20 protein-coding genes are annotated in these 22,323 nt (G+C 69.5%); 3 read left to right on the top strand and 17 right to left on the bottom strand.

All coding sequences use genetic code 11. From position 1 onward, the window contains the following. Window position 1 precedes the first annotated feature (1 nt). Together rpmA and rplU are read right to left on the bottom strand one after the other, a co-directional pair. The gene (gene rpmA, locus VME70_11815) at window positions 2-283 is read right to left on the bottom strand and encodes a 50S ribosomal protein L27 (GenBank protein HTW20884.1); all 282 of its coding nucleotides are present in this window, start codon (window positions 281-283) and stop codon (window positions 2-4) included. Window positions 284-287: 4 nt separating this feature from the next. Then, a complete protein-coding gene (gene rplU, locus VME70_11810) occupies window positions 288-605 on the bottom strand; it encodes a 50S ribosomal protein L21 (GenBank protein HTW20883.1) in 318 nt (105 codons plus the stop codon). Window positions 606-857: 252 nt separating this feature from the next. On the opposite strand from rplU, the gene VME70_11805 reads away from it, so the two are divergent. Further along, window positions 858-1,271 (top strand): hypothetical protein, encoded by a 414-nt coding sequence (locus tag VME70_11805; protein ID HTW20882.1) that lies wholly within the window; start codon window positions 858-860, stop codon window positions 1,269-1,271. A gap of 59 nt (window positions 1,272-1,330) precedes the next feature. Here the strand turns inward: VME70_11805 and VME70_11800 are convergent, their stop codons facing one another. The 12 genes from VME70_11800 to VME70_11745 all read right to left on the bottom strand — a co-directional run bounded on the left by VME70_11800 (window position 1,331) and on the right by VME70_11745 (window position 15,957). After that, window positions 1,331-3,859, bottom strand: coding sequence for an Rne/Rng family ribonuclease (locus tag VME70_11800; GenBank protein ID HTW20881.1), 2,529 nt, complete (start codon window positions 3,857-3,859; stop codon window positions 1,331-1,333). Between the two features lie 62 nt (window positions 3,860-3,921). After that, window positions 3,922-4,707, bottom strand: a complete 786-nt coding sequence (locus VME70_11795) for a TIGR03936 family radical SAM-associated protein (protein HTW20880.1) — start codon at window positions 4,705-4,707, stop codon at window positions 3,922-3,924. A gap of 97 nt (window positions 4,708-4,804) precedes the next feature. Next, window positions 4,805-6,739: a TIGR03960 family B12-binding radical SAM protein gene (locus VME70_11790; GenBank protein ID HTW20879.1), complete on the bottom strand. Its 1,935-nt coding sequence runs from the start codon at window positions 6,737-6,739 to the stop codon at window positions 4,805-4,807. Between the two features lie 19 nt (window positions 6,740-6,758). Further along, window positions 6,759-7,949: a rod shape-determining protein RodA gene (gene rodA, locus VME70_11785; GenBank protein HTW20878.1), complete on the bottom strand. Its 1,191-nt coding sequence runs from the start codon at window positions 7,947-7,949 to the stop codon at window positions 6,759-6,761. After that, complete coding sequence (locus VME70_11780) at window positions 7,934-10,141, bottom strand: penicillin-binding transpeptidase domain-containing protein (protein ID HTW20877.1); 2,208 nt, start codon at window positions 10,139-10,141, stop codon at window positions 7,934-7,936. Before VME70_11780 ends, rodA begins: the two co-directional genes overlap by 16 nt. Window positions 10,142-10,208: 67 nt before the next feature. Next, window positions 10,209-10,718 (bottom strand): rod shape-determining protein MreD, encoded by a 510-nt coding sequence (gene mreD / locus VME70_11775; protein ID HTW20876.1) that lies wholly within the window; start codon window positions 10,716-10,718, stop codon window positions 10,209-10,211. Next, the gene (mreC, locus tag VME70_11770) at window positions 10,715-11,674 is read right to left on the bottom strand and encodes a rod shape-determining protein MreC (GenBank protein ID HTW20875.1); all 960 of its coding nucleotides are present in this window, start codon (window positions 11,672-11,674) and stop codon (window positions 10,715-10,717) included. The genes mreD and mreC overlap by 4 nt, the downstream gene beginning before the upstream one ends. 92 nt (window positions 11,675-11,766) lie before the next feature. Next, window positions 11,767-12,798 carry a rod shape-determining protein gene (locus VME70_11765; GenBank protein HTW20874.1) on the bottom strand — a complete coding sequence of 344 codons (1,032 nt, stop codon included), beginning with the start codon at window positions 12,796-12,798 and terminating at the stop codon, window positions 11,767-11,769. Between the two features lie 139 nt (window positions 12,799-12,937). Continuing rightward, entirely contained in the window at window positions 12,938-13,348 is a 411-nt protein-coding gene (gene ndk / locus VME70_11760; GenBank protein HTW20873.1) for a nucleoside-diphosphate kinase, read from the bottom strand. 82 nt (window positions 13,349-13,430) lie between these two features. Beyond that, window positions 13,431-14,081 (bottom strand): hypothetical protein, encoded by a 651-nt coding sequence (locus VME70_11755; protein ID HTW20872.1) that lies wholly within the window; start codon window positions 14,079-14,081, stop codon window positions 13,431-13,433. Window positions 14,082-14,278: 197 nt separating this feature from the next. After that, a complete protein-coding gene (locus VME70_11750; protein HTW20871.1) occupies window positions 14,279-14,617 on the bottom strand; it encodes a DUF4233 domain-containing protein in 339 nt (112 codons plus the stop codon). Beyond that, on the bottom strand, window positions 14,614-15,957 hold the full coding sequence (locus VME70_11745; GenBank protein HTW20870.1) for a folylpolyglutamate synthase/dihydrofolate synthase family protein: 1,344 nt from the start codon (window positions 15,955-15,957) through the stop codon (window positions 14,614-14,616). Before VME70_11745 ends, VME70_11750 begins: the two co-directional genes overlap by 4 nt. 38 nt (window positions 15,958-15,995) lie before the next feature. Here VME70_11745 and valS point away from each other — a divergent pair, with 38 nt between their 5' ends. Next, complete coding sequence (gene valS, locus VME70_11740; protein HTW20869.1) at window positions 15,996-18,530, top strand: valine--tRNA ligase; 2,535 nt, start codon at window positions 15,996-15,998, stop codon at window positions 18,528-18,530. A gap of 100 nt (window positions 18,531-18,630) precedes the next feature. Continuing rightward, a complete protein-coding gene (locus VME70_11735; GenBank protein ID HTW20868.1) occupies window positions 18,631-19,425 on the top strand; it encodes a MerR family transcriptional regulator in 795 nt (264 codons plus the stop codon). An 81-nt stretch (window positions 19,426-19,506) separates the two neighbouring features. On the opposite strand, the gene clpX is transcribed toward VME70_11735, so the two are convergent. From clpX to VME70_11720, 3 genes are all read right to left on the bottom strand, one after another. Then, on the bottom strand, window positions 19,507-20,778 hold the full coding sequence (clpX, locus tag VME70_11730) for an ATP-dependent Clp protease ATP-binding subunit ClpX (protein HTW20867.1): 1,272 nt from the start codon (window positions 20,776-20,778) through the stop codon (window positions 19,507-19,509). Between the two features lie 209 nt (window positions 20,779-20,987). Further along, window positions 20,988-21,632 (bottom strand): ATP-dependent Clp protease proteolytic subunit, encoded by a 645-nt coding sequence (locus tag VME70_11725; protein ID HTW20866.1) that lies wholly within the window; start codon window positions 21,630-21,632, stop codon window positions 20,988-20,990. 32 nt (window positions 21,633-21,664) lie between these two features. Continuing rightward, a complete protein-coding gene (locus tag VME70_11720; GenBank protein ID HTW20865.1) occupies window positions 21,665-22,258 on the bottom strand; it encodes an ATP-dependent Clp protease proteolytic subunit in 594 nt (197 codons plus the stop codon). Window positions 22,259-22,323 lie beyond the last annotated feature (65 nt).

Raw genomic sequence — 22,323 nt, 5'->3', positions numbered from 1 at the left:
GTCAGGCCGTGCTGTCGGCCGTCGCGGCGGCGTCGGCCGTCGTGATGCTCACGACCCGGCGCCCGCGCCGGCGGCCGAACTGGACCGCGCCCGCGACGAGCGCGAACAACGTGTCATCGCCACCGCGGCCGACGTTGTCGCCCGGGTGGAAGTGGGTGCCGCGCTGGCGGACGAGGATCTCGCCGGCGTTGACCTGCTGGCCGCCGAACCGCTTCACGCCGAGTCGCTGGGCAGCGGAGTCGCGCCCGTTCCGGCTGGAGGACGCACCCTTCTTGTGAGCCATGGCGCTACTTCCCGGTTTCGATGCCGGTCACGCGCAGCGTCGTGAGCTTCGCGCGGAAGCCCTGCCGCCGGTGGTAGCCGGTCTTGTTCTTGAACAGGTGGATCGAGATCTTCGGGCCCTTGACCTCACCGACGACCTCGGCGGTGACGGTGGCCTTGGCGAGCGCATCCGCGTCGGTCGTGATGGCGCCGCCCTCGTCGACGAGCAGCACCGCAGGAAGGGTGACCGAGTCACCGGGCGCGCCGGCGAGCCGGTCGACCGTCAACGTGTCGCCGATCGCGACCTTGTGCTGGTGGCCGCCACTGCGGACGATCGCGTACACGGTCGAGCTCCCTGCTGCTAGCGCCTCACGTGGGCGTCGGTCGGAGGATCCGGCGGGCCTAGCCGATTGGCGGCACACGAAGCGGATCCGACCGATCAGGGTACGGACTGTTCACCCGACGGGTCAAACCGGCACGGGCCATGCGCTGCGGCCCGGATATGGCCCCTATTGATCATTCTCCCGGCTATCGCTACAGCGGCCGATGCCGTGGGCACGACAATTTCCTCATCGCAACTATCGGGAGGGCAGCTCGTGCGTGCGCGACCGGCTGAGCCGGACGACGAGGTGGGCTCGGCAACCGACGCCGGTGGCTCCGGCGCGGCGCTCGAGCGCAGCGACGACCTCGTTCAGCAGCTAGCGATCGCGAAGTACGCCCTCGCCGCCGGAGACACCGAGCAGGCGCTCGGCGCGATCGATGCGGCGCTCTCGAGCAGCCGGGAGGCGCTGAGCGAGCAGTCCGAGGCCGACCACGCGGCGACCGGCACGTCGTACGCCGGGGCGCTCACCCGATCGGCGCCGGCCGGCACGGGCCCCGCACCGCCGCCCGCAGACCTCGCGCCGGCGGGCGCAGACCTCGCGCCGGCGGGCCCGGACCTCGTGGCGCGGATCGACGATCCCGTCGCCTCGCTCGACGACGGAGTGGGCGGCGACCTCGTCGCGGACTAGTCCCCGCGGACCCCTCCCCGTCGTTCGCTGAGGTTCCGGGCCGAGGTTCCGGGCCGGGGTTAGGGGGTCGCGGCGAGCGGCTCCGCTGCTGCCTCGGCCCCCGTCGCGGCCTCGGCCCCCGTCGCGGCCTCGCTCGCGGCCGCGGACTCGCCGTCGGGCGAGGCGTTGCGGCGCTTGCGGCCACCCTTGGCCCCAGCGTTCCCTTCCGCGGAAGCCCCGGCATCGGCGTCGCCCGCCTTCGACTTCGCAGACTTCCCCGAGCCCGATCCGGATCGCTTGCCGTCCTTGCCCGACGTGGCCTTCGCCGCCTTCTTCGGCCGCTTGCCGGCGACCGGGTCGAAGGTGAGGATCACGCCGCTGCCGCCGCACTCCGGGCAGGTCTCGCTGAAGGACTCGAGCAGGCCTTCGCCGACCCGCTTGCGGGTCATCTGAACCAGACCGAGCGAGGTGACCTCGGCGACCTGATGGCGGGTACGGTCGCGCCCGAGGCACTCGAGCAGGCGACGCAGCACCAGGTCGCGGTTGCTCTCGAGCACCATGTCGATGAAGTCGATGACGATGATCCCGCCGAGGTCGCGCAGCCGAAGCTGGCGCACGATCTCCTCCGCCGCCTCGAGGTTGTTCTTGGTCACCGTCTCTTCGAGGTTGCCGCCGCGGCCGGTGAACTTCCCGGTGTTGACGTCGACGACCACCATGGCTTCGGTGCGGTCGATCACCAGGTAGCCACCGCTCGGCAGCCAAACCTTGCGCTCCAGCGCTTTGGCCAGCTGCTCGTCGACTCGATACGCCTCGAAGACGTCGCTCGGCTCGTCCCAGCGCTTGGTCCGCTCGGCAAGGTCGGGCGCGACCCAGCGCACGTAGTTGTCGATGGTGTCCCACTCGTCCGCGCCCTGCACGACGAGTGAGCTGAAGTCCTCGTTGAAGATGTCTCGTACGACGCGGATCACCAGGTCGGGTTCGCTGTAGATCAGGCTCGGGGCGCTGGCGGACTTCGACTTGGTGTCGATGACCTCCCACTGCGCCTTCAGCCGGTTGAGGTCGCGTTCGAGTGCCTCCTCGGTAGCGCCCTCCGCCGCCGTACGGATGATCACGCCCGCGTCCTCCGGCGTGAGCCGTTTGAGGATGCTCTTCAGCCGGGACCGCTCGGTGTCCGGCAGCTTGCGGCTGATCCCCGACAGCCGGCCGTCCGGCACGTAGACCATGTAGCGGCCGGGCAGGCTGACCTGGCTGGTGAGCCGGCCACCCTTGTGCCCGATCGGGTCCTTGGTGACCTGCACGAGGACCGACTGGCCGCTCTTGAGCGCCTGCTCGATCCGCGGCGGCTTGCCTTCCAGCGCGCTCGCGTCGTAGTTGACCTCGCCGGCGTACAGCACGGCGTTGCGGCCGCGGCCGATGTCGACGAATGCCGCCTCCATGCTCGGCAGCACGTTCTGCACCTTGCCGAGATAGACGTTGCCGACCATCGACGCGGCGTTCTTGCGGGTGACGTAGTGCTCGACCAGGATGCCGTCCTCGAGCACCGCGATCTGCGTGCGCTCGTCGCCCTGGCGGACCACCATGACCCGCTCGACCGCCTCGCGGCGGGCGAGGAACTCCGCCTCGGTGATGATCGCCGGGCGGCGGCGACCGGTCTCCCGCCCGTCACGGCGGCGTTGCCGCTTCGCCTCCATACGGGTCGATCCCTTGACCCCGCGTACGCCGTCATCGGTGGCCTTGCGTGGCTCTCGCACATGGACGACGGTGTTCGGGGGATCGTCGGAGTCGCCGGCTTCGTCGCCGTCTCCCGAGCCCGAACGCCGCCGGCGGCGCCGCCGGCGGCGGCTGCCGGCGGGCGAGTCGTCACCGTCCGCGCCGTCCGCGTCGGCTTCGCCAGCTGCCTCGCCGGACCCACCGTCCTCGGTGGCTTCGTCAGCGGCGTCGGCCGCCTCGCCGCTGCCGCCCCGGCCACCGCGACCACGGCGGCCGCGGCGGCGCCGGCCAGAGCGAGCGCCATCGTCCGACTCACCGTCGGCTGGGGTTTCTCCCGCAGCTCCCGAGGCCTCGGACGATCCGGACTCGGAGTCGGCCGCGGGCGCGGCCTTCGCGCGGCGGCGTGGCGGCGCCGGCTCCGACGGCGGCGGTTGGAACAACACGGCCGGAGCCGCGGTGGCCTTTGCCGCCGGCCGGGCCGGCTCGACGGTCGACGAGGCCTCTTCGGACCCGGTAGTGGCCGCGGCGGCCTTACGCCGGGTCCGCTTCGCCGGGGCAGCGGCCGTATCGGTCGAGCCGGCCCCAGCTGCCGGCGCGGCCTTCTTGCGGGTGCGCTTGGCCGGCGTTGCCGACTGCTCCTCGCCGACCGCGGCCGGCGCTGCGCTCGGCGCTGCCGGTGCCGCCGGCGATGTCGTGGGGTTCGGCGGGCCGGCCGGCCGGCTGGCGGAACGCCGCCGCCGGCTGGCGGGGGCGGCGGGCTCGCTGCCTGCAGCGTTGGTGGTAGTGGTTTCTGCGTTGCGCTCTTCGTCGAGCACGTACTCTCCTGTCCGTTCCCGGGAGCGCCTTGGCGCCCCGCTCGGGAGCGAGGTGTCGCCGTACGCCGCTCGAAAGCGGCTCACGGCGGAAGCCGATTGGGCGACGGCATCCGTGAGGACGGCGCCGGCGGTGTCTGCTCGCCGGGCTACGCCCGGACCGTGCCGGGCTCGCTCAGCGGGTCGACCAGGCGCCTCGCGTCCTCCGGCGACGTTGGGTCGACCAGCCCCTGCGCCAGCCGCGTCACCACGGGGGTGACGGGCGTCGACAGTGCGCCGATCGCGCGCAACGCCGTCAAGATGTCGTCGGGTCGAACAGCGGGTGATGAATGCCGCACGACCACTTCCAGTGTCGCACATCGGGCGTTCACCTCGGCCGGCTCGGGATCCGGCGAGCCGTTCGCGAGCCTCGCGCTGAGCAGCACAGCCCGCGCATCGACCGTCCGCGGGCCGTCCTTGGTCAGCCGTTCGACCGGCGCGCCGTCCGCCGCCAGCAGGCGGTCGAGCGCGGCGCCGGCGGCCTCGGCCGACACGCCCGGGAGCACGATCCGCCACGCGGAGGCCTCGATCCGGTCGGCGAGCGAGCCGCCGTCCGCAGGCGCCTGCACGACCTCGACGATGTCCAGCCCGGGCGGCAGGGCGCCGTCGAGGGCGGCCCGGACCTCGGCCGGCTCGCGGACCGCCGCCAGCCCGATCTCGAGGTACTCCGCGTCCGAGGCCACCCCGGTCGGCGCGGCCCCGGCGTAGGAGACCTTCGGGTGCGGCGTGAAGCCGGCGCTGAACGCGATCGGTACGCCGGAGCGGCGCAGCGCGCGTTCGAACGCGCGGGCGAAGTCGCGATGGCTGGTGAAGCGCAACCGCCCGCGCTTGGCGTACCGGACCCGCAGCCGCTGGACGACCGGTGGCGGTGGCGGCCCTTCCGGCTGCCGGCTCATCCGCATGGCCCATCCGTGGGGCGATAGCCCCACCTATGGGCCATGCGTGGGGCAATAGCCCCACCGATGGGCCATGCGTGCGGAGCGGGGCGGTGCATCAGACCGGGGTGAGCGGGAGCAGCGCGCGGCCCGTGGGGCCGACCTGGGTCTCGGTGCCGAGCGACGGGCACACGCCGCAGTCGTAGCACGGCGACCAGCGGCAGTCCTCGACCTCGCCCCCGGCGAGCGCCTGCTGCCAGTCCTCCCACATCCAGTCCTTGTCGAGCCCGGCGTCGAGGTGGTCCCACGGCAGCACCTCGGACAGCGCCCGCTCACGAGTCGTGTACCAGTCGAGCGAGACGGGCTGGTCGGCGAAGACCTCGTCACACGCCTCGGTCCACCGCTCGAAGGAGAAGTGCTCGCTCCAGCCGTCGAATCGCTGCCCGCGCTCCCACACCAGCCGGATCACGGCGCCGACCCGGCGGTCGCCGCGCGAGAGCAGCCCTTCGATGATCGACGGCCGCCCGTCGTGGTAGCGCAGCCCGATCGAACGGCCGAACTCGCGATCGTGGCTGATCGCCGACCTCAGCGCCCGCAACCGGTGGTCAACCGACTCGTGGTCGAGCTGAGCCGCCCACTGGAACGGCGTGTGCGGCTTCGGCACGAACGCACCGATCGACACCGTGCACCGGATGTCCTTGCGCCCCGCCGCCTCACGCCCGGTCGCGATCACGCGCCGCGCCATGCCGGCGATCGAGAGCACGTCCTCGTCGGTCTCGGTCGGCAGCCCGCACATGAAGTAGAGCTTCACCTGCCGCCAGCCGTTCCCGTACGCCGTCGCGACCGTGCGGATCAGATCGTCCTCGGTGACCATCTTGTTGATGACCTGACGCATCCGCTCGCTGCCCCCCTCGGGCGCGAACGTCAGCCCGGTACGCCGCCCGTTGCGCGACAGCTCGTTGGCCAGCGTGATGTTGAAAGCGTCGACACGGGTCGACGGCAGCGACAGCGAAACGTTCTCGCCGTCGTACCGGTCGGCGAGGCCCTTGGCGATCTCGCCGATCTCACTGTGGTCGGCGCTGGACAGCGACAGCAGCCCGACCTCCTCGAACCCGGTCGCCGCGATGCCGTTCTGCACCATCTCGCCGACCGTGGTGATCGAGCGCTCCCGCACCGGTCGCGTGATCATCCCCGCCTGGCAGAACCGGCACCCGCGCGTGCAGCCGCGAAAGATCTCGACGCTGTAGCGCTCGTGCACGGTCTCGGCGAGCGGCACGAGCGGCCGCTTCGGGTAGGGCCACTCGTCGAGGTCCATCACCGTGTGCTTCGCCACCCGCCACGGGACGCCCGGCCGGTTGGGCGCGACCCGCTGGATCCGGCCGTCGGGCAGGTAGCTCACGTCGTAGTACGCCGGGACGTACGCGACCCCGCTCTCGGCGAGCGCGGCCAGCAGGCCGGCGCGGCCCCCGGCACAGCCGCCGGCCCGCCACGCACGGACGAGGTCGGTGATGGCAAGCACGGCCTGCTCGCCATCGCCGAGCACCGCGGCATCGATGAAGTCGGCGATGGGTTCCGGGTTGAACGCGGCATGCCCGCCCGCGACCACGATCGGGTGGCCGTCGGACCGGGCGGCCGCGAGGATCGGAACGCCGGCCAGGTCGAGTGCGGTGAGCAGGTTCGTGTACCCGAGCTCGGTCGCGAACGACACGCCGAGCAGATCGAAGGCACCCACCGGCCGGTGTGCATCGACGGTGAACTGAGGGATCCCGTGCTGCCGCATCAACACCTCGAGGTCCGGCCACACGCAGTAGGTGCGCTCCGCGAGAACGTCCGGCTGCTCGTTCAGCACCTCGTAGAGGATCTGCAGGCCCTGGTTGGGCTGACCGACCTCGTACGCGTCGGGATACATCAGCGCCCAGCGCACAGTCGCGGCGTCCCAGTCCTTGACCGTCGCGTGCAACTCACCGCCGACGTACTGCACCGGCTTGCGTACGAGCGGGAGCAGCGGTTCGAGCCGGGGGAACACGCTCTCGACCGGCTGGCTCGTCGTCACGATGCCAGGGTAGGCGGGATCAGCGCGCCGTGCGGATGTGCACGTTCTGCAACAGCCCGATCGCGATCATCGAAGCGAACATCGACGTACCGCCGTAGGACACGAAGGTCAGCGGCAAGCCGGTGATCGGCATGATGCCGAGGTTCATCCCGATGTTCTCGAACGCCTGGAACCCGAACCAGCACGCGATGCCCACCGCGACCAGCATCCCGAACCGGTCCTGGGCGAGACGAGCGATCCGCAACGCCCGCCAGAGCACGACGCCGCTGAGGATCACGATCAGCCCCGAGCCGACCAGCCCGAGCTCCTCGCCCGCGACCGAGAAGATGAAGTCGGTGGGCTGCTCGGGCACGTACTGGCCGTTGGTCAGGGAGCCGTGCCCGAGCCCCTGCCCGAAGATGCCGCCGTGGCCGATCGCGAGCAGAGACTCGTGCTGGTTGAGCCCGAAGCTCTCGACGCCGGCACCGGGATGCGTGAAGCTCAGCAGCCGGTCGATCTGGTACTTGTGCAGCAGGTGCAGATGAGCGATCAACAGCGATCCGAGGACCGCGGCGACCAGCATGCTGACGATCCAGCGCGCCGAGATCCCGGACAGCGACAGCATGCCGAAGATGATCACGGCGAAGACCATGGTCGAGCCGACGTCGGGCTGGGCGAGGATCAACAGCACAGGCACCCCCGCGATGCCGAGGCTGAACAGGATGTCCTGGTTGGTCGGGACCGTGCTGCCTTCGCGTTTCTCCGAGCACAGCATGGCGATGCCGAGGATCACCGCCACCTTCGCGAACTCCGACGGCTGGATCTCGAAGCCGCCACCGAGCGAGATCCACGAGTGGGCGCCGTTGATTCGTTGCCCGAGCGGTGACAGCACCGCGAGCAGCCCGATGACCGACGCGACGTACAACACCGGCGTGTACGCGCGCAGCGTCCGGTAGTCGACGAGCGCGGCGACGACGGCGAGGCCGACCCCGATGATGACGTTGAGCAGGTCCTTCTTGAGGTACGACGAGCCGAGGCCCTGCGGCTTGGCCGCGGCCCACACCAACGCGCAGCCCATCACGCACAGCACCGCGACCGCGCCGACCAGGATCCAGTCCATCTTGCGCAGGTAGGACTCACGATCGAGCACCCGCGACGTGATCGACTCGCGCCGCGCACTGACCGGAGCGGACCGGGTCGAGGCCGAGATGTCGCTCACTGCATGGCCCACGGCCGCAGCTCGGGCGGCAGCACCGGCGGTACGCCGCCCGCCGTGGTCGTGCTCGGCGACGGTGGCGGCGAGCCCGGGGTCGACTTCTTGCTCGACTTCGAGTGGTGGTGGGTCTGTACCGTCCCGCCGATGCTCGGCGCGATCGTCGGCAGCTTCTTCGGCGGCACACCGTTCGGGAACAGCGCCTTGTGCCCGCCGAGACCGTAGAGCTCCTCCCACATCTTGCGCACGTACGGAGCCGCGCTCACCGCACCCTCGTTGGCCTTGTTCACCTCGATGACGGTGACGTACTGCGGCTTGCCTCCGGCGGGCCCGGCGAACGACGCGAACCAGGCGCCGTCCTGGTTGGTTCCGGTCAGCTCGGCGGTGCCGGTCTTGCCACCGACGAGGACCTTGTTCATCGGGAAACCCTGGAACGTGCCGGCGGCGGTTCCACCGTTCTCGGTGGTGACGCCGTACATCGCCTGCCGGATGTAGTTGAGGTCGGCCGTGCTCACGGATAGATGGTCGCGGACCGGCGCCTTGATCCGCTTGATCAACTGCCCGGTCGGGCTGTAGATCGCCTTCGCCACCCGCGGCTCGAAGACCTTGCCGCCGTTGGCGAGTGCCGAGTAGGCAACGGCGAGCTGAAGCGGTGAGACGGTCACGGTGCCCTGCCCGATGTCCTCGTCCTCCTGGTCGCCGGGCTCGAACTCCCATCCGTCCTGACAGTCGAACGCGTCGAGCTTCTGCAGGTAGGTCCCCTTCGCCCGCCGCGCCGCGCCCGCGCAGTAGTTCTTGCGCTGGGCCTCCCAGGCGAGCTTCTGGTTCTTGCGGTCGGCGATGTGGCCGGTTGCCGCGTTGGGCAGGTCGAGGTCGGGGTTCTCGCCGAGCCCATACTCGTGCGCGATGTGCTGCACGCCCTCGACCGGCTTCTTGCCCTCCTTGACCAGAGTGAAGTCCCGATCCCAGTCCTTGCGCGCAAGGCGGTAGAACACGGTGTCGCAGGACTGCACGATGGCGGTGTGCAGGGTCTCCATGCCCCCGACTTCGCCCTCGAAGTTGTGCTTGTGGTTGTACGTCGCCGAGCAGTCGTACTGGCTGTAGGTGTTCGCGGTGCCGTCCCACAGCAAACCGGACGACGAGATCAGTTTGAAGCTTGAGCCAGGTGCTGCAGCAGCCTCGAAGGCCTTGTCGAACAACGGGTGGCCCGGATCGTGCTCGAGCTTCTTGTACTGCTTCACCGTCAGCGTCGGTGGCGCATGGTTCGGCTGATACGTCGGCCAGCCCGACATCGCGATGATGCCGCCCGTGCGCACGTTCATCACGACGCCGGCGTCGTAGTCCGCGGTCTTGCCCGCGTTGCGTGCGGCCGTGATCGCGTCCTGGAGCTGCTGCTCCAACGCGGCCTGCACCTTGGCGTCGATGTTCGTGACGATGCTGTCGCCGGGCTGCGGCGGCTTGACGCTGAGTGTCCCGGTGACGTTGCCGAGATGGTCGACGCGTACTCGCTTCAAGCCCTGCCGGCCGCGCAGGTAGTTGTTGTAGTACTCCTCGAGGCCGGTCGCGCCGACGACGCTGTCGCGCTGCAGGTTCTGCTGCGCCGGGGTCAGCTTCTTCAGTTGCGCGGCCTGAATCGGCTCGAGGTAACCGAGGATCGCGCTCGCGTCCGCGCCGTCGGGTCGTGGGTAGTTCCGCACCGCGGCAAGCTGCGCGGTCACGCCGGGGTACTCCCCCTGCATCTCTGCGATGTAGAGCGCACGCTTGGTCGAGGCGAGGTCCGGCTTGAGCTGGCTGACCGGAATCGGCTGGTACGGCGAACCGCCCCAGCACGGCGCAGTGACGTAGTGCCCCGCCGAGTTCTTCCCGCACAGCCGGGTCTCGTGCGCGAGCTTCGTGTACGACGTGTGCAACAGCTTCGCCAGCCGGTGCAGCACCGCCTTGCCACCGTCCGCTTGCCGGTCGAGTGCCGAGCGGTCGACCGAGATGACCAGCGCGGTCTTGTTGTCGATCAGCGGCCGGCCCATGTCGTCGAACACATCGCCGCGGGACGGCTGGGTCACGACGTCGCGAACCTGACTGCTGTCGACCTCTGCGCGGAACTGCGGCGCCGCAAGCACCTGCAGGTACCAGAGCCGGCCCAGCAACGTCGCGACCAGCGAGACGACGAGCACGCTGAGCACGACGAGCCGCAGATGGGATCGATCGGTCACAGGTGAACGCTCTCGGTCAGGCGATCCATACGGGCGGTGCGGGCGGTTGTGCGGTTGGTCGGCGGGCCTATCGGGCTCCGACCGGCTCCAGCCGCCGAGCCACAGCCGAGACGAACGGGACCACGAATGGCGCCAGTACCACATCGTAGACAACGGTGAAGACGAGCGAATGAACCGTGGAATGCGCGGTCACACGGACGTCGCCGAGCAGCGCGCCGAGCCCGGAGTAGACCAGCACGACCGCTGCTGACCCGCCGGCCACGACCAGGATCGTGGTGAGGACAGAGGTCTCCTCCGGGTCGTCGGCCAGGCCGGCGAGGTAGCCGACCACGGTGTAGGCGAAGGCGAGCCGGCCGGCGATGTGGCCCGCAGGGGGCAGGACGTCCGCGACAAATCCGGCGAAGAACCCGAACATCGCGCCCCGCTCGGCGCCGGATGCCAGCGCGATCCCGACCACGACCAGAACGAGCAGATCCGGTCGGCCGCCCGGCAGCGGCAGCCGGTTGACCACCACCACCTGAAGGACCGCCGCAACGAAGACGATGACCAGTCGGTAAAGGATCCGCCGCGCGGTCACGGGCTCGAGGACTTCGACGGCGGCACGGCCGGTGATGATCCGCCGCTCGCCGGTGGTGACGACGGTGGCGGCTGGCCCGGAGTCGCGGTCACCGTGGTGGTCACGGTGACGGTGGGTGTGGGCTTCGGCGGGTGCGGCAGCAGGCTGTCGTGCTTCACCGACGACGGCGCGTGGGTGACGACGGCGACGACGTCGATCGCGTTGAAGTCGACGAACGGCTTGACCGTCGCACTCTGCGCGAGCCCGCCGTTCGGCGGCGAGACCTTGGTGATCTGGCCGATCGGCACCTCAGGCACGAACGGCGTGTTGTTCTGGTCGCCGAGAGTGACGACATCCTCGTTGACCTGCGGGCGCACGGTCGTGCTGTAGAGGGTCAGCGTCATCGGCTGGTTGACGCCGTTGCCCTGCACCTTGCCCGCCTCGAGCTGCTTCGCGGAGAGCCGCGCACCGGCGGCGAAGGTCGGATCATCGGCGAGCAGAACGGTCGACGTGTTGCGCCCGACCGTGATCGTGCGGCCGACCAGCCCGTCGCCGTCGATGACCGTCTCGTTGACCGCGATTCCGTTCGCGCTGCCGCGGTCGATCGTGACCGTCTGGTCGCTGCCGAGCCCGCCGCCGAAGGCGGTGACCCGCGACGCCACGACGCGGTACTGCGCGATGCTCGCCAGCTTGAAGATCCCCTGCAGCTGGTGCAGCTCCTGCTGTTGCAACGCGGTGAGGTGCAGCTGCGACTGCAGCTTGGCGATCTCGTTCTTCAGCTGCTGGTTCTGGTGCTTGTAGCTGCCGAGGTGGCCGACCGAGGAGAACCAGGAGCCGATCGGGTGGGTGACGTCGTCGACCACATCTTCGATCGGCCCGAAGACGTCCTCGGCGACGTTGCGAACGCCGTTGAGCGTGCCCGAGCGGTAGTCGAGCGTGATCAGGGTGAAGGCGGCCAGCAGCAGGATCGTCAGCACCAGGCGACCCCGCCGGGAGCTCCTCATGTCCGGGCGCGATTCATCGTCGACAGAGCGGTACGACGGTCACCCGTCGTACCGTCCTTCCTCGGCTATCGGCGGGGCTCGGAGATCAAGACCTGCTGTAGCGCCTCGAACTCCTCGACGCACTTGCCGGCACCCATGGCGACCGAGTTGAGCGGGTCGTCGGTGACGTGGATCGGCATGCCGGTCTCGTGCCGCAGCCGCTCGTCGAGTCCGGCGAGCAGCGCGCCACCGCCGGTGAGCACGATGCCGCGGTCCATGACGTCACCGGAGAGCTCGGGCGGCGTCTTGTCGAGCGTGGTCTTGACCGCGTCAACGATCGCGTTGACCGGCTCCTCGATCGCCTTGCGGATCTCGTCGGCACTCACGAGGATCGTCTTGGGCAGACCGGTGACGAGGTCGCGACCGCGGATCTCGGCGCCCGGCTCGTCCGGCGCGGGGAACGCCGACCCGATCGCCATCTTGATCTCCTCAGCCGTCCGCTCACCGAGCATCAGGCTGTACTCCTTCTTGACGTACGCGATGATCGAGGCGTCCAGCTCGTCGCCGCCGGTGCGGATCGACTGGCTAGTAACGATGCCGCCGAGGGAGATGACGGCGACCTCGGTCGTGCCGCCGCCGATGTCGACGACCATGTTGCCGGTCGGCTCGTGCACGGGGAGCCCGGCGCCGATCGCGGCCGCCATCGGCTCCTCGATGATGAAGACCTTGCGGGCGCCGGCCTGGTAGCCGGCATCCTTGACCGCCCGCTGCTCGACCCCGGTGATGCCGCTCGGCACGCAGATGACCAGCCGCGGACGGGCGGTGCGCCGGCGGCGGTGCACCTTCTGGATGAAGTAGCGCAGCATGCGCTCGGTGGTCTCGAAGTCGGCGATCACGCCGTCCTTCAGCGGCCGGATCGCGACGATGTTGCCGGGCGTGCGGCCGATCATCCGCTTCGCCTCGGTGCCGACCGCCAGGATGCCGGCGGTGTTGGTGTTGATCGCGACCACGCTCGGCTCGTTCAGGACGATGCCGCGACCGCGCACGTAGACCAACGTGTTGGCCGTGCCGAGGTCGACGGCCATGTCACGGCCGAGGAATCCGCTGTTGTTCGCCATATCGGCGCACGCCTTCCGGATCGGGGAATGGAAGCGCTGTGCTCGTTCAAGCTGCGCATTTTTGGGGGCAGTGACTGATGCTAGCGCCGATCCGACGTACGCCGAAATGGCCGATTTCGGCCGCTGCCGGCGCCGGCAGTCAGGCCAGCGCGGGGAAGAACAGGGCGACCTCGCGGGCCGCTGCCTCCGGTGAGTCCGAGCCGTGGACCAGGTTCTGGCCGATCTCGAGCGCGTAGTCGCCGCGGATCGAACCGGGCGTCGAGGCGACCGGATCGGTCACGCCCATCAGGGTGCGAACCGCCTCGATCGCCCGGTGGCCCTCGACCACGATCGCGACCAGCGGCCCGCCGGTGATGAACTCGACCAGCGAACCGAAGAACGGCTTGCCCTCGTGCTCGGCGTAGTGCCGAGTCGCGATGTCCGTGTCCAGGGTGCGCAGCTCGAGGGCGAGGATCATCAGACCTTTGTTCTCGAGCCGGCCGACGATCTCGCCGATGAGGCCCCGCCGTACGGCGTCGGGCTTGACCAGGACCAGGGTGCGCTCCGCCACGCCGGACACCTTAGTGCCCACGCATGGCCCATTGGTGGGGCTCCAGCCCCACGCATGGCCCATTGGTGGGGCTATCGCCCCACTAATGGGCCATCGGGATCCGCGCGGAGCAGCACAACGCCTGGTGGAAGACCGCGCCCGGCGAGCCGGGAGCCGACCGCGCACCACCGACGACATCTCCCACGGCGAGTCGCGCGATCCCGGCACCGCGACCAGTGACGTGAACGACCTCCATCGTCATCCGGTCGAGGGATGCGAGGCCTCGCTGCACCGCATCCGCGACCACGGCGGTCGCAACCCGGCGCTCACCCACCCGCGCCGCAAACTCAACCAACGCCCGCTCGGGCGGACAGTGGGGCAGACCGTCGATGATGCGAGGCTGCGGCCTTCGATGAGTACGGCGAACGACGACACCATCGCGGTTGGCGCGCTTCGCCTCGGCCGCGAGCAACACCCGCACGGTTGGGTCCGGCGGGAGGTAGCGAACGCCGTAGGCATGCAGTGCCGTCGCGTCCGCCAGCTGTGCGGACGACCCGCCGTACAGCAGGGCTGCCCGCAGCCGCTGACGCCGCGAGGGCGATCCGGTCTGGGCCAGATACACGCCGGGAAGCATGATCTGCCAGGGTCCACCGAGACGATGCCTGAGCGCGTCCAGCGACATCAGCTCCAGGGCCTGGCGTCGGGTGATGACGTGGTCCTGCCGGCTGAGGATCTCCGACATCGCGTTGTCCATCGGTCACAGTCCAGGCGCGACGCCGCTCCGTGGACGCCTGGGTACTGATCTGTGAACGGTCACGACGCACCCGAGCCGTGTGGACGGCAGCCCCGGGCCGCCCGGCCTCGCCGTGCCAATGGCCCATGCAGGGGCCTATGGCCCCACCCATGGGCCATGCGTGGGGGTGCAGCACCACCTATGGGCCATGCGTGGGGTCAGGTTGCGTGGGAGCGGGGCCAGAGGCGTAGCCAGTAGACCCAGATCGCGGCGAACGCCAGCCCGACGACGTACATCGGCCAGGTGATCACCCCGCCCGCGATCACCAGGAGCTGGATCAGCGAGGCCAGCGTCTTGCCGCCGCGCTTGCGCAGCCAGACGGCCGCAACGATGAGCAGGATTGCCATCCCGAACAGGTAGCCGACCTTCAACGCCGAGACGTGCCCGCGCTCGAGGCTGATCACCGCCGGGCCGGCGAGCAACAGGACGATCGCCTCGAGCACCAGCCCGGCCGAGCCGAGCGCATACAGCCCGCGGGGCGCGGGCGTTTCGCTCAAGCGCTCGACCCGCGCAACAGGTGCCGGGCTTCGCCGACCGTGACGATCGACCCGGTGACGATCACGCCGGCGCCACCGACGGCTGCGTCCGCCTCGGCGCGCTGCACCGCGACGTCGATCGCGTCGTCAAGTCGCTGCACGACCTCGACCCGGTCCTCGCCGAACACCTCGGTCGCAACGGCGCCGAGCTCGGCTGCGGACAGCGCCCGTGGCGAGCCGTTGGTGGTCGCCACGACGCTCGTCACCACCGGCTCGAGCTCGGCGAGTACGCCGGCCGCGTCCTTGTCACCGAGGATCGCGACCACGGCAACCAGCCGGTCGAAGGTGAACTCGTCCTCGAGCGCCGCCGCCAACGCGGCCGCACCGGCCGGGTTGTGCGCGCCGTCGATCAGAACGGTCGGGCTGCGCCGCACGACCTCGAGGCGGCCGGGTGAGCTGACGCCCGCGAAGGCGGCGCGGACCGCGTCGGCGTCGAGCGGCTCACGATCCGCCGCCCCGAGGAACGCCTCGACCGCGGCCAGCGCGCAGGCCGCGTTCGTCGCTTGATGGGCCCCGTGCAGCGGCAGGAAGACTTCTTCGTAGACGCCAGCGAGGCCCTGCAGTTCCAGCAGCTGGCCGCCCACCGCGACCGATCGGGACCGTACGCCGAAGGTCAGCCCCTCGGCGACGATGGTCGCGCCGACCTCGGCAGCTCGCTCGACCAACACTGCCACGGCCGCCTCGGGTTGCACCGCACAGACGACCGCGGCCCCCTCGTGGATGAGACCGGCCTTCTCCGCCGCGATCTCCTCGATCGTCGAGCCGAGGATGCCGACGTGGTCGAGGCTGATCGGCGTCACGACCGCGACCGGCGCGTGGATCACGTTGGTGGCATCCCAGCGACCGCCGAGGCCGACCTCGACCACGGCGGCGTCGACCGGAGCGTCGGCGAATGCCGCAAAGCCCATCGCGGTCAGCAGCTCGAAGAAGGTGACCCGGTCCGCGTGCCGGCCGTCCACGATCTCCGCGAACGGCGCAACCTCGTCGTACACCTCGGCGAAGCGCTCCGCCGTCAGGGGCTGGCCGTCGACACAGATCCGCTCGGTGACGCTTTCCAGGTGCGGAGACGTGTAGCGACCGGTACGCAGGCCCAGCTCGCGCAGCAGCGCGTCGATCATCCGGGCGGTCGAGGTCTTGCCGTTCGTGCCGGTGATGTGGATCGACGGGAATGCGCGCTGCGGCTCACCGAGCAGGTCGAGCAGGTCCGTGATCCGGTCCAGGTCAGGAACCATCCGGGTCGGGAAGCGCGCCTCGAGCGCCTTGTCGACCCGGGCCAGCGGATCGACGTCGTCGAAAGCCACGGACCCGAGCCTAGGGCGGACTCCTAGACTCGTGCGCTGTGAACGTGCCTGACAAGCCGAGCGTCGACGGGCTGGAAGCCAAATGGTCGGCGGCCTGGGAAGCCGACGGGACCTACCGGTTCGACCGCACGCGCCCTCGGGCCGAGGTCTATGCGATCGACACGCCGCCGATCACCGCGAGTGGCTCGCTGCACGTCGGGCACGTCTTCTCCTACACCCACACCGACCTGATCGCGCGCTACCAGCGGATGCGCGGGCGCGAGGTCTTCTATCCGATGGGGTGGGACGACAACGGCCTGCCGAGCGAACGGCGGGTGCAGAACTACTACGGCGTGCGCTGCGACCCGTCGCTCCCCTACGACCCTGAGTTCACCGCACCGGAGACACCGCCGAAGGACGCGAAAGACCATCTGCCGATCTCACGGCGCAACTTCGTCGAGCTCTGCGACGTGCTCACCGCAGAGGACGAGAAGGCGTACGAAGCCGTGTGGCGGCGCCTCGCGCTCTCGGTCGACTGGTCCGACCCCTACCGGACGATCGACGCGCGGTCGCGCGCGATTTCGCAGAAGGCGTTCCTGCGCAACCTCGCGCGCGGCGATGCCTACCAGGCCGAGGCACCGACCCTGTGGGACATCACGTTCCGTACGGCGGTCGCGCAAGCCGAGCTCGAGGACCGCGAGCGCCCGGGGAACTACCACCGGATCGCGTTCGGGCGCGCGGGCGGAGACCCGATCTGGATCGAGACCACGCGCCCCGAGCTGCTGCCGGCCTGCGTCGCGCTCGTCGCGCACCCGAACGACGAGCGCTACCAACCGCTGTTCGGCACGACCGCGCTGACGCCGTTGTTCGGCGTCGAGGTGCCCGTCGTCGCGCATCACCTCGCCGACCCTGAGAAGGGATCGGGCATCGCGATGATCTGCACATTCGGTGACCTCACCGACGTGACCTGGTGGCGCGAGCTGCAGCTGCCGCTGCGCACGATGCTGGGCGAGGACGGTCGAGTGCTCGCCGACGCCCCCGACGGCGTGGACGCGTCGGCGTACTCCCGCCTGGCCGGCAAGACCGTCTTTGGCGCGCGCGAGGAGACAGTGGCGATGTTGCGCGCCGCCGGCCTGCTCGACGGCGAACCGACGCCGATCTCGCACCCGGTCAAGTTCTACGAGAAGGGCGACCGGCCGCTGGAGATCGTGACCACGCGGCAGTGGTACATCCGTAACGGCGCCCGCGACACCACCCTGCGCGAGACCCTCATCGCACGCGGCCAGGAGCTGCAGTGGCACCCGCCGCACATGCAGGTCCGCTACGAGCACTGGGTCAACGGACTCACCGGCGACTGGCTGATCAGCCGCCAGCGCTACTTCGGCGTACCGTTCCCGGTCTGGTACCGACTCGACTCCGCGGGCGACCCGGTGTACGACGAACCGCTGGTGCCGGCCGAGAGCGCGCTGCCGGTCGACCCGTCGTCGGACTGCCCGGACGGGTACGACGAGAGCCAGCGGGGCGCGCCCGGCGGGTTCATCGGCGATCCCGACGTCATGGACACCTGGGCGACGTCGTCGCTCACTCCGTTGATCGCGGGGCGCTGGACCTTCGACGACGACCTGATGTCGCGCGTGTTCCCGATGGATCTTCGGCCGCAGGCGCAGGACATCATCCGCACCTGGTTGTTCTCGACCGTGGTGCGCTCGCAGCTGGAGTTCGACGTTCTGCCGTGGTCGAACGCCGCGATCAGCGGCTGGATCCTCGACCCGGACCGCAAGAAGATGTCGAAGTCCAAGGGCAACGTCACAACGCCGATCGAGCTGTTCGACGAGTTCGGCAGCGACGCGGTGCGGTACTGGTCGGCGTCGGCGCGGCTCGGCACCGACGCTGCATTCGACACCGGTCAGATGAAGATCGGTCGCCGGCTGGCGATCAAGCTGCTCAACGCGTCGAAGTTCGCGCTCGGCATGGGGGCATCGCCGAACGTCTCTGCGGTGACCGAACCACTCGACCGTTCCCTGCTCGCCGGTCTGGCCGACGTCCGGTCGGAGGCGACCCGTGCTTTCGACGGCTACAACCACACCCGGGCTCTCGAGCTGACCGAGACGTTCTTCTGGACGTTCTGCGACGACTACATCGAGCTCGTGAAGGAGCGCGCGTACGGCTCGCGCGGCGGCGACGGCGTCGAGTCGGCGAAGGCAGCCCTCGGCACGGCGCTCGACGTACTGCTGCGGATGTTCGCGCCCTTCCTGCCATACGTGACCGAGGAGATCTGGTCGTGGTGGCGGGAAGGCTCGATCCACCGGGCCGGCTGGCCGACCGCCGAAGAGCTCGCGGTGCCCTCGGACGCGGAGGCCGAGCCGGCCTTGCTCGGCCTGGTCAGCGTGGCGCTGTCCCACGTGCGGGGCGCTAAGTCGACCGCCCAGGTGTCGATGCGTACGCCGATCGCGCGCGCGGTGGTTCGCGGTGCTGCGGAGGATCTCGACCGGCTCCGGCTGGCGGGCGCCGACCTCGCGGGAGCCGGGCGGATCGAGTCGATCAGCTTCGAGCCGAGCGAAGGAAGCGAGCTGACCGTCGACGTCACCATGTGACCTCACGCCGCGTGTGCACTGAGCGCCGGCCGCCCGCCGAGCGGTCCGGTTGGCAGGCGACCTTGCACCTCACGCGACGTCAGGTCCTACGGTCGGTTCCGTGACGGACTCGGAGATCGGCTGGCGGGTCGGAGAACTCGCTCGGGCCACCGGGCTGACGGTTCGCACCCTGCACTACTACGACGAGATCGGGCTGGTCTCGCCATCGGGTCGCACCGGCGGTGGGCACCGGCTCTACAGCGACGGCGATGTCGAGCGCTTGTACCGGGTCTGCATGCTGCGGCGGCTCGGCCTGCCGCTGGCAAGCATGCCGGTCGCTCTCGATGCCGACCGCGGCGACGCAACGTCGGTGTTGACCGCTCACCTGCACGAGCTGGACCGGCCGCTGGAGACCGAACAGCGCCTGCGCGGCCGGCTGGCTCGGCTGCTCGCGCAACCCGCCGCGCAGGCATCCTCGCGCGGCGCCCACCTACTGGAGGTGTTGGAGGACATGACGGCGATCGACACCGGCGTACAGAAGCGAATCTCGATCCTGGTCTACGCCGACCTGCCGGCGGCCTACGAGTACCTGATCCGGGTCTTCGGGCTCGGGCCGGGGGAGCTCAACCACGACGAGTCCGGAGAAGCGGTGCACGGCGAGCTGCAGGCGGGCGACGGCGTGCTGTGGCTGCATCCCGAGCGCTCGGAGTTCTCGCTGCGCTCGCCGCAGTCGGTGGGAGCCGCGACCGGGATGGTGGCGGTGATCGTGGACGACGTCGACGCACATCATGCGCACGCGGTGGCAGAAGGCGCGCAGATCCGCTACGCGCCGATGGACCAGCCGTACGGCTACCGCGAGTACGGCGCGTACGACTGCGAGGGCCACCTCTGGTCGTTCATGAAACCGCTCGACTGACCACACCCAACGCCGCGATCAGCTTGTGAGCGCTGCAGTACCGCACAGCCCACAACTCGGATAGCGGCCGGCAGAGCCGAGCTAGGCCGACTTCTCTCTACGCTCGCGCTTCGCCGGCTGCGCGTCCCGAGGAACGAGTGTCGGGTTGACGTGCTCGAGGACGACCGCCTCGGTGATCATGACCTTGGCGATGTCCTTGCGGGACGGTACGTCGTACATGACCGAGAGCAGCACCTCTTCGAGGATCGCCCGCAGGCCGCGGGCGCCGGTGCCGCGCTTGATCGCCTGGTCGGCAATCGCGTCGAGCGCGTCCTCGCTGAACTCGAGCTCCACACCGTCGAGCTCGAACAGCCGCTTGTACTGGCGGACCAGGGCGTTCTTCGGCTCGGTGAGGATCCGGATCAGGGCCTCGCGGTCGAGGTTGTGCACGCTGGTGATGACCGGCAGCCGGCCGATGAACTCGGGGATCATGCCGTACTTGAGCAGGTCCTCCGGCATGACGTCGGCGAAGGTGTCCTCGGTGTCGACGTCGGACAGGCTGCGCGGCTCCCAACCGAAGCCGATGCCGTTCTTGCCGCGCCGCGCCTCGATGATCTTGTCCAGCCCGGCGAACGCACCACCGACGATGAACAGCACGTTCGTGGTGTCGATCTGGATGAACTCCTGGTGCGGGTGCTTGCGACCGCCCTGCGGCGGGACGCTCGCGGTGGTGCCTTCCAGGATCTTCAGCAGCGCCTGCTGCACGCCCTCGCCGGAGACGTCACGGGTGATCGAAGGGTTCTCGCTCTTGCGCGCGATCTTGTCGATCTCGTCGATGTAGATGATGCCGGTCTCGGCCTTCTTGACGTCGTAGTCAGCGGCCTGGATCAGCTTCAGCAGGATGTTCTCGACGTCCTCGCCGACGTAGCCGGCCTCGGTCAGCGCGGTCGCGTCGGCGATCGCGAACGGGACGTTGAGCATCTTCGCGAGGGTCTGCGCAAGCAGCGTCTTGCCGCAGCCGGTGGGGCCGAGCAGCATGATGTTGGACTTCTGCAGCTCGACCGGCTCCTTGTCGGTGCCGGCCTGGACCCGCTTGTAGTGGTTGTAGACCGCGACCGAGAGCGTCTTCTTCGCGTTGTCCTGCCCGATCACATAGCCGTCGAGGAACTCGTAGATCTCTTTCGGCTTGGGCAGCGAGTCGAACGAGACGTCCGAGGACTCACTCAGCTCCTCCTCGATGATCTCGTTGCACAGGTCGATGCACTCGTCGCAGATGTAGACGCCGGGACCGGCGATGAGCTTCTTGACCTGCTTCTGGCTCTTCCCGCAGAAGGAGCATTTGAGCAGGTCGCCACCGTCACCGATGCGTGCCACCCGATGCCCTCCACGTCCTCGCTCGACCTACACGGCTCGACCTGCCGGACGGACCGCTCGACCCGAGCCGCCCGTCATGGCGCCCGGCCCGGTGCCGAGACCCATCTACGACGGTACCGCGCCGGACCGACATCGTCCCCCCTAATCCGGCGCGGATCGATACCTGACCGGGCGTGTCGCCAAACGAATCGGCCGGATGGCCTAGTCGATCAGGACGATTCGACGGGCTTCGGCGGAGGTACGGCCGAAAGCTTGCGACTGCGAATGACCTCGTCGACCAGGCCGTATTCGACTGCTTCGTCGGCGGTGAGGATCTTGTCGCGCTCGATGTCTTCCTTGACCTGTTCGATCGTGCGGTTCGAGTGCCGCGAGATGAAGGTCTCGAGCAGCGCGCGCATGCGCATGATCTCCCTGGCCTGGATCTCGATGTCGCTGCTCTGCCCGCCGCCCTCGCTGTAGGGCTGGTGGATGAGGATGCGCGAGTTGGGCAGCGCGAGCCGCTTGCCCGGCGTACCCGCGGCGAGCAGTACGGCGGCGGCCGACGCGGCCTGGCCGAGGCAGACGGTCTGGATCTCCGGCCGGATGAACTGCATGCAGTCGTAGATCGCGGTGAGCGCGGTGAACGAGCCGCCGGGAGAGTTGATGTAGACCGAGATGTCGCGGTCCGGGTCCATCTGCTCGAGGCAGAGCAGCTGGGCCATCACGTCGTCGGCGGACGCGTCGTCGATCTGCACGCCGAGGAAGATGATCCGCTCCTCGAACAGCTTGGTGTACGGCGAGAGCTCCTTGAACCCGTAGCTCGTGCGCTCGGTGAAGGTCGGGAGGATGTAGCGACCCTGGGGTGGTTGAGGCATGTCAGTCAGCTCCTGAACTCGTCATGCGCCGGTCAGGAGACCGCGCCCTCGGACGGCACCTGGTTGGCCCGCGCCACGACCTGGTCGACGAACCCGTAGTCCTTCGCCTCGTCGGCGGTGAACCAGCGATCCCGGTCGGAGTCGCGCTCGATCTGCTCGATGGTCTGACCGGTGTGGAAGGCGATGCGTTCCTGCATCACCTTCTTGGTGTAGAGCATCTGCTCGGCCTGGATCGCGATGTCGCTCGCCGTACCCCCGATCCCACCGGAGGGCTGGTGCATCATGATCCGCGCGTGCGGGGTGGCGTAGCGCTTGCCGTTGGCGCCCGCGCAGAGCAGGAACTGGCCCATGCTTGCCGCCAAGCCGACCGCAACCGTCGCCACGTCGTTGGTGATGAACTGCATGGTGTCGTAGATCGCCATGCCCGCGCTGACCGAGCCGCCCGGCGAGTTGATGTAGAGGAAGATGTCGCGCTCGGCGTCCTCGGCCGAGAGCAGAAGCAGCTGCGCGCAGATCTGGTTGGCGATCGGGTCGTCCACCTGACTGCCGAGGAAGACGATCCGCTCGCGCAGGAGCCGCTCGTAGACCGAGTCGGTGAGGTTCAGACCCGAGGCGGCGGCGCGCATGGCCGGGCCTTCCGGGAGGGGAGCACTCATGGCTCTACGCTAGCCTCCGCTCACGCTGGACCGGG

The organism is Mycobacteriales bacterium (assembly GCA_035504215.1).
Lineage (GTDB): Bacteria > Actinomycetota > Actinomycetes > JAFAQI01 > JAFAQI01 > DATAUK01.
Note: the sequence above shows the minus strand (reverse complement) of the source record. Positions and strands in the feature narration are given on the sequence as shown.

What these genes read in the sequence shown, in the direction of transcription:
- rpmA (HTW20884.1), bottom strand. Translation starts at nt 283, where the DNA reads ATGGCTCACAAGAAGGGTGCGTCCTCCAGCCGGAACGGGCGCGACTCC.
- VME70_11795 (HTW20880.1), bottom strand. Translation starts at nt 4,707, where the DNA reads ATGAGCCGGCAGCCGGAAGGGCCGCCACCGCCACCGGTCGTCCAGCGG.
- VME70_11765 (HTW20874.1), bottom strand. Translation starts at nt 12,798, where the DNA reads ATGGCGAACAACAGCGGATTCCTCGGCCGTGACATGGCCGTCGACCTC.
- VME70_11755 (HTW20872.1), bottom strand. Translation starts at nt 14,081, where the DNA reads ATGGACAACGCGATGTCGGAGATCCTCAGCCGGCAGGACCACGTCATC.
- VME70_11725 (HTW20866.1), bottom strand. Translation starts at nt 21,632, where the DNA reads ATGCCTCAACCACCCCAGGGTCGCTACATCCTCCCGACCTTCACCGAG.
- VME70_11720 (HTW20865.1), bottom strand. Translation starts at nt 22,258, where the DNA reads ATGCGCGCCGCCGCCTCGGGTCTGAACCTCACCGACTCGGTCTACGAG.